Consider the following 16,842-nt stretch of genomic DNA (forward strand, 5'->3'; position numbering starts at 1 on the left):
GTGGAACCAACAGAAATTAAAGCGCTGCTTGAAGACGCTTTGTCCTTGGACGAGATTCATGTCAAAGGCGATGGAAGTCACTTTGAAGTAGTTGCTGTCGGTGACATCTTTGACGGTATGTCACGCGTCAAGAAACAACAAACCATCTACGGGCCTTTGATGGAGCAGATTAGAACAAACGCTATCCATGCTCTTAGCATCAAAGCGATGACCCCTGCTGAGTGGGCTCGCGACAAGAAACTGATGCAACCGCTATAAGTTCACGAGGAACAGCATGCAAAAATTCCGTGTTCACGGTGGTGGCCCACTTCGTGGTGAAGTCACAATATCTGGTGCCAAAAACGCCGCATTACCTATTCTATTTGCTGCACTATTGGCGGAAGAGCCAGTAGAAGTTGCCAATGTCCCCAAATTGCGTGATATCGACACCTCCATGGAGTTGCTTTCTCGTTTGGGTGCGAAAGTATCGCGTAATGGTTCGGTTCATGTAGATGCGAGCAATATTACCGAATACTGCGCACCTTATGATTTGGTGAAAACCATGCGCGCATCAATTTGGGCGTTGGGTCCTTTGGTTGCTCGTTTTGGTAAAGGTGAAGTGTCACTGCCTGGTGGTTGCGCAATTGGTGCACGTCCAGTCGATTTACACATTCATGGACTAGAGCAACTCGGTGCGACAATCACGCTTGATGAAGGTTATGTGAAAGCGCACGTTGATGGTCGCCTCAAAGGCGCGCACATTGTGATGGATAAAGTGAGCGTAGGTGCCACGGTGACCATCATGTGTGCTGCAACGCTAGCCGAAGGCACGACGGTCATCGAAAATGCCGCCCGTGAGCCTGAAATCGTTGATTGTGCGAAATTCCTCAACATGCTGGGTGCGAAAATCACCGGTGCTGGCACCGATGCGATTACCATTGAAGGCGTTGAGCGCTTAGGTGGTGGTTACCACGAAGTTGTCGCTGATCGCATTGAAACTGGCACATTCCTTGTTGGTGCTGCGGTTTCTGGCGGTAAGATCCTATGTCGCAACACATCGCCAAAATTGCTTGAAGCGGTGTTGGCGAAGTTAGAAGAAGCTGGTGCGCTGGTGGAATCTGGCGACGACTGGATCTCACTCGATATGACAGATCGTGAGCTTAAAGCGGTAAATATTCGTACTGCGCCTCACCCAGGCTTCCCAACTGACATGCAAGCCCAGTTTACGCTTTTGAATTTGATGGCAAAAGGAACGGGTATCATTACAGAAACGATTTTTGAAAATCGTTTTATGCATGTTCCTGAGTTGCAACGTATGGGTGCACACGCAGAGATTGAAGGCAACACAGTGATCTGTGGTGATTGTGATGGCCTAAGCGGTGCTCAAGTCATGGCAACCGATCTACGCGCTTCGGCAAGTCTTGTGATTGCAGGTGCCATAGCGAGCGGTGAAACAGTTGTTGACCGCATCTATCACATCGATCGTGGCTATGAACACATTGAAGATAAGCTTCAAAAGTTGGGTGTACACATCGAACGCTTTAGTGACTAAAACCCCTTTAGGTTTTTAGAATGCTAAATGACAAAGGTCACCGCAAGGTGACCTTTTTTGTATCGTCGCAATTTGATGAGCGAACAGAAAAGCGTTAAAGCGTCGGCTCTTCACCAATGGTGACGAGCAATTCGAGAGGCTGGCCTTCTCGGATCACTTTGAATGGTACTTTCGAACCAGGGCGATTATCCGCTACGACATCCAGTGCGCTTCGGAAACTGCCAATGGGTTGATTATCAATTTCGATGATCAAATCATTCACCTTCAGACCTGATCGATCTGCGGGGCCGTTAGGCTCAGTGCTTGCGACCAATACGCCACGTAATTGCTCCGCATCTAGCAATCTTGCCATAACGGGATTCACTTCACGTCCCTCCACGCCGATGTAACCGCGGATCACTCGTCCATCAGCAATGAGTTTTTGCATGATTTTTACTGTCAGCGAATAAGGGATAGCGAAGGAGATACCATAGGTATCAGTATCAGTCGCTTGTTGGAAAGAGGCGGTATTAATACCGACTAATTCTCCGCGGCTATTGACCAAGGCGCCGCCAGAGTTACCTTTATTGATCGCAGCATCCGTTTGCAGAAAGTCTTGCTGACGGTTAAAGCTCATGCCTGGACGACCCGTAGCAGAAATGATCCCAAACGTGGTGGTTTGTCCAAGGTTATAAGGGTTGCCAATTGCCAGCACCACATCACCAACAGCGGGATCATAACTTTCGTTGAAGGGGATCACGGGTAAGCTGTCGAGATCGATTTTCACAACGGCAAGATCTGTACGCTGGTCTTTGCCAACGAGCTGCGCTGTGCTAATTCGACCATCTTGCAGCGCGACAATAATTTGGTCTGCTCGAGCAACAACATGGTAGTTGGTGACGATGTAGCCTTTATCACTCATGATCACGCCGGATCCTAGCCCTTCGGCATTGAGCTGGAGCCTGTTTTCACTGCTGTAGCGACGGGTATAGATATTAACAACAGCGGGGGAGGCTCGACGGACGGCGTAATTGTAAGAAAGTAACGAGGCCTCAGGTTCAAACTGCGCAAGGGTTGCGTCAGTCACCAATTGACCGGTTCGTAATGAAGGAAGTGTTAGCAGTAAAACGGCGGCCACGACGATACCGTAAACCACAGAACGAGCCCAAAAAGCTAGCATGCCACTCCTCAAAATTGCCACTATTGAAAACCACGAGCATATCATCGAAATGTAGACAAGAGTAGAGATTGACGAGGAGAAGAAATGGAGCCCAACAGCGTCAGGCTCCTGTTTTGTGGCTAATTAATTAGCGAATGACGAGGTACATACTCGCCCCATCACGAATAACGTTCAAGGCAAGGACGTTGGGCTTGCTTTCAAGTTGTTTACGAAAATCACCGAGGTTTTTCACCTTGTCGCGATTTAAGCCAACAATGACATCACCCATTTTGAGTCCATATCGAGCAGCAATTGAGTCTTTCTCTACACTTGCTACACGCACGCCACTGAGTTTGCCTTCAGTGAAGTTCTCTAGTCGGGCACCTTTTAACGCTTCATGCAGTGTTTCAGCATTGGCTTTTGCCAGTGTGGCTTCTTTTAGTTCTGCGGTGACTGTTTTTTCTTTACCGTCACGGATAATGCCGAGTTTTACTTTTTTGCCTGCACCGAGGGTAGCCACTTTGGCGCGTAACTCGCCAAAAGTGCGAATATCTTTGCCGTTGACCGAAACGATAATGTCTCCCGCTTCGAGTCCTGCTTTCTCTGCGGCAGAGTCAGGGACAACTTGGCTAACAAAGGCGCCATGGTTAGTCTCGTAACCAAATGCTTCAGCCAGCTCAGAAGTGAGTTCTCCCCCCTGAACACCAAGAACACCACGTTTTACTTCACCGAACTCAAGAATTTGCTCAGCAAGATTTTTGACCATATTCACGGGGATAGCGAAGCCGATACCGACGTTTCCGCCATTCGGGCCAAGAATTGCTGTATTGATACCGATGAGTTCGCCATTGAGGTTGACGAGCGCGCCACCTGAGTTACCGCTGTTTATTGCAGCGTCAGTCTGAATGAAGTTTTCGAAATTCTCGAGGTTTAGGCCGCTACGGCCTAGTGCAGAAATGATCCCTGATGTGACAGTTTGCCCCAACCCGAAAGGGTTACCAATCGCGATAGCAAAATCACCAACTCGCAGGCCGTCAGAGTCAGAAAACTTAATTTCGGTGAGGTTATCTGCCTTTTCGAGCTTTAACAAAGCGACATCTGACATGCTATCGCTACCAATTAATTCGGCATCGTATTCACGTCCATCGTGGAGTTGAACCAAAATTTTATTGGCGCCATCGATCACATGGTGGTTGGTGATGACGTAGCCTTTACCTGCATCAATAATGACGCCAGAGCCAAGGCCGCGAAAAGGTCTCTCTCGGGTTTGTTCAGCGTCGAACTCAGGACCAAAGAAGAAGCGAAAAGATTCAGGGATGCGTTGTTTGGAGACATGACTACCCTCTACCGAAATGCTGACAACCGCCGGGCTAACAGTTTCAAGCATAGGTGCGAGGCTAGGTAGACTCTCACCAGCAACAGCAGCGGGTAGTGCTGCCGTGACTGGTAAGGTCGTCAAGGTAGTACTAAGCGCTAATGTCAGCGCACTTAATGTAAGCAAAGATTTTTTTTTCATATACACACTCCCCTCAATAGGTACGTTTTAAGAGTGGGGGTAGTTCAAAAAAGTTCAATGCTTATAGTGAGTAATTTTTCGACTAAGTTAACTCGCTTTGCTCGTTTTTTCAGCGTCTTTGAGTAGGCCTGATGCACCATCAGAGTAGTCTCGAGGTGGCCCTTGCTCGGTATCTTTGTCTTCTGTGACCTCAGACAATTTACTAATACGCTTTGCAAATGGGTTGTCTTGATCCGGCAGGTTTGGCATTAACTCCGTGGACGTCGTCGCCATATGTTGATAAAGCTTACTGTAGTCACGTGAAATGTTGTCGAGTAACTCTGCACTTTGTGCGAAGTGATCAACAAGCTCTTGGCGATACTGTTCTAGCTCATAGCGAGATTTATCGAGTTCTTTCTTTAAATCTTTTTGTTGCGTGTTTTCGCGCATGGTCAAACGGGCGATGATGAAGCCAATGACAACGCCGATGATCACAAAAACAAGTGTATTGATCCAAGCCATAAGTGCTCCTTAACTTTTGATAACAGGTTGGACTTAAAGCAATTCTCTCCGTCAAGCGGTGAGTAATTAGGAAATGGCATACCCCTTAATGCTCTGGTTTTACTATACATGGCAAAAGTTACGCGTGGTACTATTGATTTTGAGAACAACTTTATTGTCACTTGCATACGGTTAGGTTCAGGGAATGACACCTTTAGAACAATACAAAAAAGACTTACTACGCTCAGATTTTTATGAAGATGCATCTCAGAAGTATGCTGTGATGATGCTGGATGATTTGTATCATCGTCTGATTAAACGTGCCAATACGCCTGCATCAAAGCCAAGCTTCTTAACGTCTTTCTTTAAAAAGCCAGAGCCTGTTTCTCTGCCTGAGAGGGGATTGTATTTTTGGGGAGGCGTAGGGCGAGGGAAAACGTACCTTGTCGATACATTCTTTGAAAGTCTGCCGTTTGAAAAAAAAATCCGTATGCACTTTCACCGCTTTATGCACCGTATACATGATGAACTCAAAGGACTGGATGGTCAGCAAGACCCCTTGTTAAAGATTGCAGATAAGTTGGCAGATGAAGCACACATCTTATGCTTCGATGAATTCTTTGTGTCCGATATTACCGATGCCATGATCCTCGGTACCTTAATGGAAGCCTTATTCGATCGCGGAATTTGTTTAGTGGCAACATCTAACATCGTGCCGGATGAACTCTACCGCAATGGTTTGCAACGCGCGCGCTTCTTGCCAGCCATTGCCTTGATTAATCAACATTGCGATGTGGTGAATGTTGATGCGGGCACGGATTATCGACTCCGGACTTTGGAGCAAGCGGAAATCTACCATTATCCGTTGGACGATACCGCAAACTCAAATTTGAAAGACTATTTTTATAAGTTAGCGACAGAGCCTTGCTTCGAGGCACATGCTATCGAGATTAATCATCGTAAACTGCATGCGATCCGTGAAGCTGAGGGGGTCGTGCAGTTCGATTTCACCACCCTGTGTGATAGTCCCAGAAGTCAGTCTGACTATATTGAATTAGCGCGCTTATATCACACGGTACTTTTAGCGAATGTACCGCAAATGGATATATCAAAAGACGATGCTGCGAGGCGATTTATTGCGATGGTGGATGAATTTTACGAAAGACATGTAAAACTCATCATTTCTGCCGAAGTGCCCCTGCAATCACTGTATGTCGACGGAAGGCTAACTTTTGAATTTAGGCGCTGTTGTTCGCGTTTGAAGGAGATGCAAAGCCATGATTATCTGGCATTAGAGCACCTTCCGTAACGATACGTCATTTAACCAATGAATTTTTCAGGTAAGCGAAGAGAAAAAGTCGCGACTTTTTTTTAAAAAAAGGTGATTTTTTCTCCACCCTTCCTTATAATCCTGCGACCCACCGTTACTGTTGAAAGGCTTAGGCCGAGGGAACCACCACTCGAAGGGGTGCTGAATGGGCTCTTATACAGTGGGAGCGAAAGCTCCTTAAGTGAAATCTTTAATTATCGGGTAATTATTAGCATGAAAACTTTCGTTGCTAAACCAGAAAGCGTAAAACGCGACTGGTATATTGTAGACGCAGAAGGTAAAACTCTGGGCCGTATCGCAACTGAGATCGCATCTCGTCTGCGTGGTAAGCACAAGCCGGAGTACACTCCGCACGTTGACACTGGTGACTACATCGTAGTTATCAATGCGGACAAAGTAACCGTAACTGGTGCGAAATTCACTGACAAGATCTACTACAGCCACTCTGGCTACATTGGTGGTATCAAGTCAATCAGCTTTGATAAGCTGCAAGTGAAGAAACCAGAAATGATCATTGAACTTGCCGTTAAAGGTATGTTGCCACGTGGTCCTCTAGGTCGTGCAATGTTCCGTAAACTGAAAGTTTACGCGGGCGCTGAGCACAAGCACGCGGCACAACAGCCGCAAGTACTGGACATCTAAGGGGATTATAACAATGGCAGAACAATACTACGGCACTGGTCGTCGCAAGAGCTCCACAGCTCGTGTATTCATCAAGCCGGGCAGCGGTAACATCGTAATCAACAAGCGTGAGCTGGAGCAGTACTTCGGTCGCCCAACCGCTTGTATGGTTGTTCGTCAGCCGCTTGAGCTGGTTGAAATGACTGAGAAGCTAGACCTTTACATCACTGTTTCTGGTGGTGGTATCTCTGGTCAAGCTGGTGCTATCCGTCACGGTATCACCCGTGCACTGATGGAATACGATGAGACTCTTCGTCCTGCTCTTCGTGCAGCTGGCTTCGTCACTCGTGACGCGCGTAAAGTTGAACGTAAGAAAGTTGGTCTACGTAAAGCACGTCGTCGTCCACAGTTCTCTAAGCGTTAATTCGCTTCCGAATATTATTCGGGAACTATGGATCAAAAAGCCTGGCTTATTGCCAGGCTTTTTATTATCTAAATTCAAATCATTACCACGTTTAATACACCTACTTCCTTCCCCTCTGTCACCTTTCCTTATATTGATATTTTCCTGAATTTTTTCTTTTTTAGCAGTTAGTTAAAAAAACGGTGCATACCTCACATTTGTTACAAAAAAGTAGCTTTATCTTGTCAAAAAGTGGGGTTTTCCTTATCATTTAAGCCACGTATGCCTGTGCTATCTTTAGATAATCAATAGGCTGTTTACGTAATAAATACTTTTTTGAGTTAGCCGTACGCTCCAGGGACGCATAAGGACAGTTATAAAAATCCATGCGGGAGCACATGGGAGAATGTTGGATGAGCAATGCGCCAGTGAATTCCGGCCGACGCCGTTTCCTGACTCTATCAACCGCTGTGGTTGGTGGTGTGGGTGCAGCAGCAGTCGCTGTACCTTTTATTAAGTCTTGGAACCCTAGCGCCAAAGCAAAGGCTGCCGGAGCCCCGGTCGAAGTCGATATTAGTAAAATTGAGGAAGGCCAATTAATCAGGGTGATTTGGCAGGGTAAGCCTGTATGGATTGTTCGTCGTAGCGAACTAGCCTTGCAGCAATTGAATGAGATCGGCGATAAGCTTCGCGATCCTGAATCTCTTGAACCACAGCAGCCTGAGTATATTAAGAATGCCTACCGCTCCATTAAGCCTGAGCTTTTTGTTGCAGTGGGATTGTGTACGCACCTTGGTTGCTCCCCAACATATTTACCAGACAGTTTTGGTGAACAAGTTGAGGGCGTCACATCAGGTTTCTTCTGCCCGTGTCACGGTTCGAAGTTTGATATGGCGGGTCGTGTATTCCAGAGTGTACCAGCACCACTTAATCTGGTTGTCCCGCCTTATACATTTCTGAATGATAAACGTATTCTGGTAGGTGCCGATGAGGGAGCAGCGTAATGGAAAACTTGCTTAACTGGTTCGAGAAACGCCTGCCCGTGATGAATGCTTACAAAAAGCATTTGTCTGAATACCCGATGCCGAAAAACTTTAACTTCTGGTACTTGTTTGGCTCCCTTGCCATGCTAGTGCTAGTTAACCAGCTACTGACAGGCATTTGGCTGACCATGAGCTACAACCCTTCTGCTGAAGGGGCGTTTGCATCAATTGAATACATCATGCGTGATGTAGAATACGGCTGGCTATTGCGTTACATGCACTCTACGGGTGCGTCAGCATTTTTCGTTGTGATATATCTGCACATGTTCCGCGGTCTCATTTATGGCTCGTACCAAAAGCCTCGTGAGTTACTGTGGGTGTTCGGCATGCTGATTTTCTTAGCTCTGATGGCCGAGGCTTTCATGGGTTACTTGCTACCATGGGGACAAATGTCTTACTGGGGTGCGCAAGTTATCATTTCACTGTTTGGCGCTATCCCTGTCATTGGTGATGATTTAACACTATGGATTCGTGGTGACTTTGTCCTTTCAGGTGCAACGCTAAACCGTTTCTTTGCCTTACACGTTGTGGCATTGCCAATCGTGATTTTGTTGCTGGTTGTGCTGCATATCCTTGCGCTGCATGAAGTCGGCTCAAACAACCCTGACGGTATTGAAACTAAGCTGCCTAAGGGCGCTAAAGGCGAAGGTTACGAGACACAGTTCCCGTTCCACAAGTACTACACCAAGAAATACGACATCATTGATTCGGTTCCTTTCCATCCATACGGTACGGTGAAGGATCTGATTGGTGTTGCTGGTTTCGGTATTTTGTTTGCTTACGTCATCTTCTTCAATCCAGAAATGGGCGGCTATTTCCTTGAGCCACCTAACTTTGAAGCGGCAAATCCAATCAAGACGCCTGATCACATTGCACCTGTATGGTACTTCACACCGTTCTACGCCATTTTGCGTGCGGTTCCTGATAAGTTAACGGGTGTTGTATTGATGGGCTTGTCCATCGCCGTGCTGTTTGTTTTGCCTTGGCTAGACCGTTGTAAAGTGCGCTCTTACCGCTATCGCAGTAAATTGCACCTTGCGAACATTGTTCAGTTCGTTATCTCCTTCATTGCTTTAGGTGTGTTGGGCACATTGCCTGCAACAGGCCTGTACACGCTGCTGGCACAAATCTTTAGCTTTGGTTATTTCATGTTCTTTGTTTTGTTGTTTGTCTACAGCAAAAACGAAGTAACAAAACCATTACCGGAGAGGGTGAACTACTAATGAAGAAGTGGATTGTAATTTTGTTCGCGTTGCTGCCTTCTCTCGCTATGGCTGCAGGGTCGAACGTTCCGCTGGATGCGGCAAATAATGATTTGTCAGATAAAGCATCACTGCAAAACGGCGCTAAGTTGTTCATGAACTACTGTTTTGGTTGTCATGCAACTCAGTATCAGCGTTATGAACGTATTGCTGATGATCTTGATATTCCGAAAGATCTGATGATGGCAAACCTGGTTTTTGACGAAAACGCAAAAATCGGTGATTTGGTCAAAAATGCAATTACGGTTGATGACGCAGCGACCTTCTTCGGTGGCCCAGCTCCTGACTTAACACTTGTTGCGCGAGTGCGCGGTACGGATTGGATTTATACCTATTTACGTGCTTTCTATGAAGACCCATCACGTCCATTTGGTGTGAACAACACAGTGTTCCCAAGTGTTGGTATGCCACATGTACTTGAAGAACTTCAAGGCACGCCCGTTAAACAGTACAAATCTGTGCTGATCGATGGACAGCAAGTTGAAGAGTTTGTTGGTATCGAATCATTGGGTAATGGTGAGCTGAGCCCAGAAGAATACGATGATGCCGTACGCGATTTGGTGAACTTCCTCGAATATTCGGGTGAACCGAATAAACTGGAACGTCAGCAGATGGGGTATTGGGTTATTGGCTTCCTTGTCGTTTTGCTTATCTTGACCATATTGCTCAAGAAAGAGTATTGGCGTGACGTTCACTGATCGGTTAATCTAGTGAGTTGCTGATCCACAATGGGAGCAGGTGCTCCCATTGTTTTTTCTATAGATGAAATATTCTGGAGGGGTTAATGGCTGTTGCTGCCAATAAACGCTCGGTGATGACGTTGTATTCTGACGCATCAGACATGTATAGCCATCAGGTTCGCATCGTTCTTGCTGAGAAAGGTGTAACCTACGAGATTGAGCTTGTTGATCCTACTAACCTACCAGAGGATTTACTTGATCTGAATCCGTACAACTCGGTACCGACGTTGGTTGACCGTGAATTGGCGTTGTATAACGCGAATATCATCATGGAATACCTGGATGAGCGTTTCCCTCACCCACCGCTAATGCCGGTTTACCCTGTTGCCCGTGGTAACAGTCGCCTGATGATGTACCGTATCGAGCGTAACTGGTACACCTTGGCTGAGAAAGTCGAGAAAGGCAATGCTGAAGAAGCTGATAAGGCTCGCCGTCAGCTACGTGAAGAGTTGTTGGCTCTGGCACCTGTGTTTGCAGAGTACCCGTTCTTTATGAGCGAAGAGTTTAGCTTGGTAGATTGCTACTTGGCACCTTTGCTATGGCGTTTGCCAGTCATGGGTATCGAGCTTAGTGGTCCGGGTTCGAAAGAAGTGAAGACTTACATGGCTCGCGTATTTGAACGTGATTCATTCTTGGCTTCATTGACTGAAGCTGAGCGCGAGATGCGTCTGGCCCAGTAATGACTGAAGAGACTTTGAAGCCTCGTCGCCCGTATTTATTACGGGCGTTTTACGACTGGTTAGTTGAAAACGATCTGACGCCACATTTAGTGGTTGATGCAACGTTGCCCTACGTGAATGTGCCGCTTGAGTACGTTCAAGATGGTCAAATAGTTCTAAACGTTGCGCCAAGAGCCGTTGGCAATCTTGATCTTGGTAATGATGAAGTTTGTTTCAATGCGCGTTTTGGTGGTCGACCTATGCTCGTGTCGGTGCCGCTATATGCAGTGCTTGCGATTTATGCACGAGAGAATGGTGCAGGTACCATGTTCGATCCTGAACCTGCTTATGAAGCAGAGCTTGAGCGACTTGAACTGGAACCTGAAACTGAACATGAAGGTGATAACCTCACTGAAATTTCAGGGCAAGCCGATGTGGAGGAATCCACTGAGGTTGCGCCAGATTCAGAGCCTGACAATAGATTCAAAGGTCGTCCAACACTGACGGTCGTTAAATAAAAAAAGCAGCCAATGGCTGCTTTTTTCTTATCCTTTCAAACTGAATTATTCAGTTTCGGTTGGAGTCGTAGGTTGTTCATAGTATTGAAAACCTTTGATGACCTGCTTGACACCGCTTAGATTTCGCGTGATCTCTGTGGCTTCGTTAGCTTGCTCTCGAGTGACGTACCCCAGCAAAAACACTTCACCATCTTCAGACAACACTTTGATATTAACGTTTCTAAGCTTCTTACTGCCAATGATCGCTGACTTAACTTTGGTTGTCAGCCAAGTATCTTTGCTCACTTCCCCCAATGATAGTGGTTCTTTAATGCGAATTTGGTCGTATACCGTTTCAACACCCTTAAGTTCGCGTATTTTTGCAACAAGAGATTGCTTGAGAGCGCTTGTCTTCGCTTGTCCTATTAGCAGCAGGTTACCATCGTAAGAAACGGCATTGATGCGTGTATCGCCTTGATAGGGGGCTTTATTGGCGATTCCTGCAACTTCCATAGATAGCTGAGTGTCTGCCCATTCTGTTTTGGCGTTTCGAGTGTCCTGCTCATAAATAGCCGAACAGGCACTTAAGCCAAATACCGTGGCAAGTAAAAGTGCCTTCTTCATCGCTTACTCTCCGTGTGTCGGGAAAAGAAATTGGTCAATCAAATCACAAAGGGTATGGAGGGTAACGAGATGAACTTCTTGAATACGCGCAGTGCGTTGCGATGGGACACGAATTTCCACATCAAGTTCACCAAGTAAACCGGCCATTTCACCACCATCTTTACCCGTTAAGGCGACGATGGTCATATCTCGTGTTACTGCTGCTTCCATGGCCTTGATGATGTCTTTGCTGTTTCCGCTTGTGGAAAGGGCTAAAAGTACATCGCCAGCTTGACCAAACGCGCGGACTTGCTTTGAAAACACTTCGTCATGGTGATAATCGTTAGCCACGGCTGTTAAGGTGACAGTGTCGGCTGTCAACGCTAAGGCGGGTAAGCTCGGGCGCTCGGTTTCAAAGCGATTAAGCAGGCATGAAGCAAAGTGTTGGGCATTTGCTGCAGAGCCACCGTTACCGCAACAAAGGATCTTGTTGCCGTTTAACAAGCATTGAACCATGACCATTGCGGCTTTTGAAATTGGCTCTGGCAGTGCTTCAGCGGCTGCGATCTGAGTTTGGATGCTTTCGGTGAAGCTCTCTTTGATGCTGTCTAGCATTGATTACCCTTAAATATATATATTCTTCATCCAGTTTACAGAGTTTACATCACCTTCAAAAGCCACAGCATCAAAGCGAAATTCGGCGTGGGTCGCGGAAAGCCCTTGTTTAGCAAGCCAGAGATAAGCTGATTTGAGTAGACGTTGTTGTTTTTGATGAGAAATAGTTACTGCTGCGCCACCGAAAGCCGACTGTTTGCGAAATTTAACCTCCACAAATACGATGCAGGTGCCGTGGCGCATGACAAGGTCTAATTCGCCCACTTTAAAGCGGGCATTTTTATCCAAGGTGACCAAACCCTGCCGTTCTAAATAACGGCAGGCTTGTTGTTCGTAGAGATCGCCAGTTTGTTTTTTATTTAACTGAAACAATCCCTTGGTCTCCAAACACTGCCCAAGACACAGAGCGGTTCACGGTACAATAGTCACCGAGAGATAGCTCTCCGGAATGTCCTTCATAGCGATACTCAGGTAAGGCTTGCATTTGAGGGAGCGCTTCGATGAGGGCATAAGCATCCATACCTAAGGCATATAGGCGAGTCATTCCGTTGTCGAGTTCAGGCCAAAGTTGGTTGAAACGGGCAGCGGTCGGGTCGTTGGGTTCGACAAGCAAAGGAACATCACTAAACTCAATGCCACGAAGCTCTCCAATTTCGCCAACGCCGTTCACTCGATTGTTACTGCGTGAACTTGCGTAGAGTTTCGGAGGCTTAACATCAGGGTTGATTGCCACTTCAATGAAGGGCTTGAGCAGTGTGAGTTCGCCGGCATTCGCCACCAAGTACACGGAGTCTACATCACGACGACTGCGTTGCTCTGATTCCATGTCCAAGCCAAGCAATTGGTTCATTTGCTGAATACGGCCTTGGCTTTCTGTTAAACCAAATACACGTTTCACCGTTTTTTGCATTGCTGAACGATTTTTAAAAAACTCGACTTCAGCGGGCTCGCCTGTTTCGGCTTCCCATTGCTTCGAGAATGCATCACTCACTCGGCGACCGAAACGGTTATCTGGTGCGATAACCAAAGGAAACTCATGCATATTTTGGGCAATGTGCAGTGCTGCCTGTTCCGCTTCTTGTTCTGGCGACAAGGTGAAAAAGCAAGTATTGGCTTCGCCATCTTCATTGAGGGGAATATTCAATGCCAATGTGGGAATGCTATTTGCGCTTTTCGTGAGGAAGTCATCGACCTTGTCTTTTTGCAATGGGCCAATGACAAACTGAATACCATCTGCGCGCATGGTATTGACGATATCCATCATAGGCATGGCATTCGTGTCATAAAACATCACTGAAGGCACAGTGTTACCGGAGCTATCGTCCAATAAAGCTTGCAGGATGCCGTTGCGAATAGCTTCACCTTGGGTGGCAAATTTGTCGCTTAGGGGTAACATAACGCCAATGCGGTCTGGGCGAGTGATCTCCATTGCCTGCAATGTCGCCAAATTCTCTGGTAAATACTGATTTGCAGGGTGTGATGGGTTTGCTGTTAGCCATTGATTCAGTGCTTCTTGCTGTTGAGCTGGGCGCCCTGCGAAACGACGAAGGGTATCAACGAGTTCAATCCATCCCACCAAGGTTTGGTTGCCACTAGCAGCGAGGGCATTGAGATCAGACTGTGGCATTTGTACCAAGAGATCCCACACTCGGTTCCAGTTTTGCTGCTTATCATAGCTGTCAGTGAGATAAGGCGACGCTTCAGCATAGGATAGGGCGGCACCCGCTTTATTCCCCACTTGCTGATAGAGTTCGCCTTTTAGGATGTAGTAGCGCTCAAGTTGAATGGCGGGCAATTGCCATGTTGGCAAGAAATTGAGGCTATCTACCGCTGCTTGTGCGTTGCCTTTTTGCGCCAAAAGTTGTGCACGTCCAAGTTGCCACTCAGAAAGCTGCAAATTCGTTAGTGGCATTTTTGCGATTCGGCTCACTAAAACATCGGCTTGCGAAAATTGCTGTTCGGCAATAAGGGCTTTCAAAGCAAGCAAATACCAATCTGCTTTTTCTTCACCCGTCGTGGTTTCAGCTTTTAGCAAGTAGAACGTTGATGACTCACGCGCAGGCGCTGTGATGTCATATTGAGGCCCTTGCTCAACCGGTGGCGTTGTTTGACACGCCGAAAGCACCAATGCTAGGGCGATTGGAGAGATAACTCGTGATACACTTTTGCACTTATGGGTTATTTTACGCATGAACATCTTCTGTCCGTAACTTGTTGCCCTCTATATTAATCGCCGAAGGGTTGTGAAACAAATGACTGATGAAACTTCAACCGTGGTTGACGTCTCAACTTTATATATCGTGCCGACACCGATCGGAAACCTGGGAGACATCACCCAGCGTGCACTGGAAATATTGCAGCAGGTTGACATCATTGCTGCCGAGGATACCCGCCACACTGGCAGACTTTTGTCCCATTTTAGTATCACGACCCGAACTTTTGCGCTTCATGACCATAATGAACAACAAAAAGCGGATTTCTTGATAGAAAAACTGGTCAATGGTCAGTCGATTGCTTTGGTCTCCGATGCTGGCACGCCGTTGATCTCTGATCCAGGTTACCACTTAGTGACTCGTTGTCGTCAGGCGGGTGTTAAAGTTGTGCCCCTGCCCGGTCCTTGCGCGGTGATCACCGCACTAAGTGCGTCGGGTTTGCCATCTGATCGCTTCAGCTTTGAGGGTTTCTTGCCGCCAAAGAGTAAAGGTCGACGCGATAAGTTTACTGAGATTGCCCAAGATCCGCGAACCATGATTTTCTATGAATCACCACACCGTATCACCGATACGCTGGAAGACATGCTTGCCGTGCTTGGCACTGAGCGCCAAGTGGTGTTGGCTCGCGAACTGACAAAGACTTATGAAACCATTCATGGTGCGCCGTTAGGTGAATTGGTTGAATGGTTGGGACAAGACAGTAACCGCATTCGTGGCGAAATGGTTTTGTTGATTGCAGGTCATCGCGCTGAGAAAGACGATTTGCCGATTGAAGCAACCAATGCTGTTACCTTGATCGCGAAAGAATTACCGTTGAAGAAAGCGGCGGCGATTGCTGCTGAACTTTATAGCGTGAAAAAGAATGCCTTGTACAAGTGGGGCTTAGAAAACCTCGGTTAGCAAGAGCCGTTATACCGTGTTCAGTACCTATAAATGGTTTTTAATGCGCCGATTATAGGTAAATGTACTTATTTGGGCTTTTAAATTTGCGGATAAGCGCGTCTTGAGGTTGCTCGGGTATAGAGACTTCTATATAATCCGCCGCCTGAGTTGGCTGGGTAACCGCTGCTTCGTTGATGTCCTTTGGGAGACTGACGGGGGGGAGGAAAGTCCGGGCTCCACAGGGCAGGGTGCCAGGTAACGCCTGGGGGGCGCAAGCCTACGACCAGTGCAACAGAGAGCAAACCGCCGATGGTTTACTATTTATAGTATTCACAGGTAAGGGTGAAAGGGTGCGGTAAGAGCGCACCGCGCGTCTGGCAACAGTTCGTGGCACGGTAAACTCCACCCGGAGCAAGACCAAATAGGTCCCTAATGGCGCGGCCCGCGTTGGGGACGGGTAGGTTGCTTGAGCCTGTGAGCGATTGCAGGCCTAGACGAATGGTTACCACCGTTTTTACGGTACAGAACCCGGCTTACAGGCCGACTCACTTAATACCCAGAAGGCGAGCATTAGCTCGCCTTCTTTAGTTTTAAAGATAGGAAAAAGTGTTTTAGCTTCCGCTAAATCACGAATATCGTCGCTAGCATGGCGTACGGTTAAAAAAACAGCATGGCTGTAATCAACGACAAGCTGTTGAAATAAAATATGGTTCACGAAACTGTGACCTATGTCGCCCAGCAGGGTTGCTTGACTTTCTTTTTGCCTGATACTTACACTTCTTAGTGGGAAATTGTGGAATAAAGTGGGTTATTCTGGTGGGAAAGGGAATTAAATGACATGTTGAGAGGGGTGAGCGCCATTTCTCTCGACGGAAAAGGTCGGGTAGCATTGCCAAAGCGATATCGAGAAGAACTTGATGCGCTATGCGATGGCGTGTTTGTATGCACCATTGATCATCAGTTACCATGCCTGCTGCTTTATCCGCTACCTGAGTGGGAACGGATTGAAGCCAAACTTTCCCGTCTTTCTAGTCTCAATCCTGCAGAGCGTCGATTGCAACGTTTGTTGCTCGGGCATGCGTTTGAGTGCGAGATGGACGGACAGGGTCGAATTCTGATTGCCCCAACGCTGCGTGATTACGCGGGGTTGAACGGGAAAGCCATGTTAGTTGGACAGTTGAACAAGTTTGAACTGTGGAACAGCGACAAATGGCAAGAGCAGATCGACCAAGATATTCAAATTCAAGCCGAATCAGCGGAAGCGTTGAGTGAAAGGCTCAACAATTTCTCGCTTTAGGTACCCAAGATT

The 16,842-nt window shown here is 47.1% G+C and carries 19 protein-coding genes and 1 other RNA gene; 13 read left to right on the top strand and 7 right to left on the bottom strand.

The annotated features are described in order from the left end of the window. Positions 1-258, top strand: coding sequence for a BolA family iron metabolism protein IbaG (gene ibaG / locus L4D06_RS03960; protein WP_274162936.1), 258 nt, complete (start codon positions 1-3; stop codon positions 256-258). 16 nt (positions 259-274) lie between these two features. Then, positions 275-1,531, top strand: a complete 1,257-nt coding sequence (gene murA / locus L4D06_RS03965; RefSeq protein WP_274162935.1) for a UDP-N-acetylglucosamine 1-carboxyvinyltransferase — start codon at positions 275-277, stop codon at positions 1,529-1,531. A gap of 94 nt (positions 1,532-1,625) precedes the next feature. On the opposite strand, the gene degS is transcribed toward murA, so the two are convergent. From degS to zapG, 3 genes are all read right to left on the bottom strand, one after another. Then, positions 1,626-2,690 (bottom strand): outer membrane-stress sensor serine endopeptidase DegS, encoded by a 1,065-nt coding sequence (gene degS / locus L4D06_RS03970; protein ID WP_274162934.1) that lies wholly within the window; start codon positions 2,688-2,690, stop codon positions 1,626-1,628. 127 nt (positions 2,691-2,817) lie between these two features. Then, positions 2,818-4,185 carry a Do family serine endopeptidase gene (locus L4D06_RS03975; protein ID WP_429737937.1) on the bottom strand — a complete coding sequence of 456 codons (1,368 nt, stop codon included), beginning with the start codon at positions 4,183-4,185 and terminating at the stop codon, positions 2,818-2,820. Between the two features lie 87 nt (positions 4,186-4,272). After that, entirely contained in the window at positions 4,273-4,686 is a 414-nt protein-coding gene (gene zapG / locus L4D06_RS03980; protein WP_274162932.1) for a Z-ring associated protein ZapG, read from the bottom strand. Positions 4,687-4,870: 184 nt separating this feature from the next. Here zapG and zapE point away from each other — a divergent pair, with 184 nt between their 5' ends. The 8 genes from zapE to sspB all read left to right on the top strand — a co-directional run bounded on the left by zapE (position 4,871) and on the right by sspB (position 11,241). Next, positions 4,871-5,974, top strand: a complete 1,104-nt coding sequence (zapE, locus tag L4D06_RS03985) for a cell division protein ZapE (protein ID WP_429737938.1) — start codon at positions 4,871-4,873, stop codon at positions 5,972-5,974. Between the two features lie 234 nt (positions 5,975-6,208). After that, positions 6,209-6,637 (top strand): 50S ribosomal protein L13, encoded by a 429-nt coding sequence (rplM, locus tag L4D06_RS03990; RefSeq protein WP_016960771.1) that lies wholly within the window; start codon positions 6,209-6,211, stop codon positions 6,635-6,637. A 13-nt stretch (positions 6,638-6,650) separates the two neighbouring features. Further along, positions 6,651-7,040 (top strand): 30S ribosomal protein S9, encoded by a 390-nt coding sequence (gene rpsI, locus L4D06_RS03995; protein ID WP_028023111.1) that lies wholly within the window; start codon positions 6,651-6,653, stop codon positions 7,038-7,040. A gap of 392 nt (positions 7,041-7,432) precedes the next feature. Beyond that, positions 7,433-8,023 carry a ubiquinol-cytochrome c reductase iron-sulfur subunit gene (petA, locus tag L4D06_RS04000; RefSeq protein WP_429737939.1) on the top strand — a complete coding sequence of 197 codons (591 nt, stop codon included), beginning with the start codon at positions 7,433-7,435 and terminating at the stop codon, positions 8,021-8,023. Further along, positions 8,023-9,285, top strand: a complete 1,263-nt coding sequence (locus L4D06_RS04005; RefSeq protein WP_274162930.1) for a cytochrome b — start codon at positions 8,023-8,025, stop codon at positions 9,283-9,285. The genes petA and L4D06_RS04005 overlap by 1 nt, the downstream gene beginning before the upstream one ends. Beyond that, positions 9,285-10,022 (top strand): cytochrome c1, encoded by a 738-nt coding sequence (locus tag L4D06_RS04010; protein WP_274162929.1) that lies wholly within the window; start codon positions 9,285-9,287, stop codon positions 10,020-10,022. The genes L4D06_RS04005 and L4D06_RS04010 overlap by 1 nt, the downstream gene beginning before the upstream one ends. An 86-nt stretch (positions 10,023-10,108) precedes the next feature. Then, positions 10,109-10,744, top strand: a complete 636-nt coding sequence (sspA, locus tag L4D06_RS04015; RefSeq protein ID WP_028023107.1) for a stringent starvation protein SspA — start codon at positions 10,109-10,111, stop codon at positions 10,742-10,744. Continuing rightward, entirely contained in the window at positions 10,744-11,241 is a 498-nt protein-coding gene (gene sspB, locus L4D06_RS04020) for a ClpXP protease specificity-enhancing factor (protein ID WP_274162928.1), read from the top strand. The genes sspA and sspB overlap by 1 nt, the downstream gene beginning before the upstream one ends. 45 nt (positions 11,242-11,286) lie before the next feature. Here the strand turns inward: sspB and L4D06_RS04025 are convergent, their stop codons facing one another. Genes L4D06_RS04025 through L4D06_RS04040 form a run of 4 tightly spaced genes read right to left on the bottom strand, consistent with a single transcriptional unit; the run spans position 11,287 to position 14,635 of the window. Further along, a complete protein-coding gene (locus tag L4D06_RS04025) occupies positions 11,287-11,844 on the bottom strand; it encodes a BON domain-containing protein (protein WP_274162927.1) in 558 nt (185 codons plus the stop codon). A 3-nt stretch (positions 11,845-11,847) separates the two neighbouring features. After that, positions 11,848-12,438 carry a phosphoheptose isomerase gene (locus L4D06_RS04030; RefSeq protein ID WP_274162926.1) on the bottom strand — a complete coding sequence of 197 codons (591 nt, stop codon included), beginning with the start codon at positions 12,436-12,438 and terminating at the stop codon, positions 11,848-11,850. A 9-nt stretch (positions 12,439-12,447) separates the two neighbouring features. Beyond that, positions 12,448-12,810: a YraN family protein gene (locus L4D06_RS04035; protein WP_274162925.1), complete on the bottom strand. Its 363-nt coding sequence runs from the start codon at positions 12,808-12,810 to the stop codon at positions 12,448-12,450. After that, on the bottom strand, positions 12,794-14,635 hold the full coding sequence (locus tag L4D06_RS04040) for a penicillin-binding protein activator (RefSeq protein ID WP_429737940.1): 1,842 nt from the start codon (positions 14,633-14,635) through the stop codon (positions 12,794-12,796). Before L4D06_RS04040 ends, L4D06_RS04035 begins: the two co-directional genes overlap by 17 nt. Positions 14,636-14,690: 55 nt before the next feature. On the opposite strand from L4D06_RS04040, the gene rsmI reads away from it, so the two are divergent. From rsmI to mraZ, 3 genes are all read left to right on the top strand, one after another. Beyond that, positions 14,691-15,551: a 16S rRNA (cytidine(1402)-2'-O)-methyltransferase gene (gene rsmI, locus L4D06_RS04045; RefSeq protein ID WP_274162923.1), complete on the top strand. Its 861-nt coding sequence runs from the start codon at positions 14,691-14,693 to the stop codon at positions 15,549-15,551. Between the two features lie 146 nt (positions 15,552-15,697). Next, positions 15,698-16,085, top strand: an RNA gene (rnpB, locus tag L4D06_RS04050) — RNase P RNA component class A. A 286-nt stretch (positions 16,086-16,371) separates the two neighbouring features. Beyond that, complete coding sequence (gene mraZ, locus L4D06_RS04055; RefSeq protein ID WP_028023100.1) at positions 16,372-16,830, top strand: division/cell wall cluster transcriptional repressor MraZ; 459 nt, start codon at positions 16,372-16,374, stop codon at positions 16,828-16,830. Positions 16,831-16,842 lie beyond the last annotated feature (12 nt).

The organism is Enterovibrio makurazakiensis, assembly GCF_050336585.1.
Taxonomy (GTDB): domain Bacteria; phylum Pseudomonadota; class Gammaproteobacteria; order Enterobacterales; family Vibrionaceae; genus Enterovibrio; species Enterovibrio gelatinilyticus.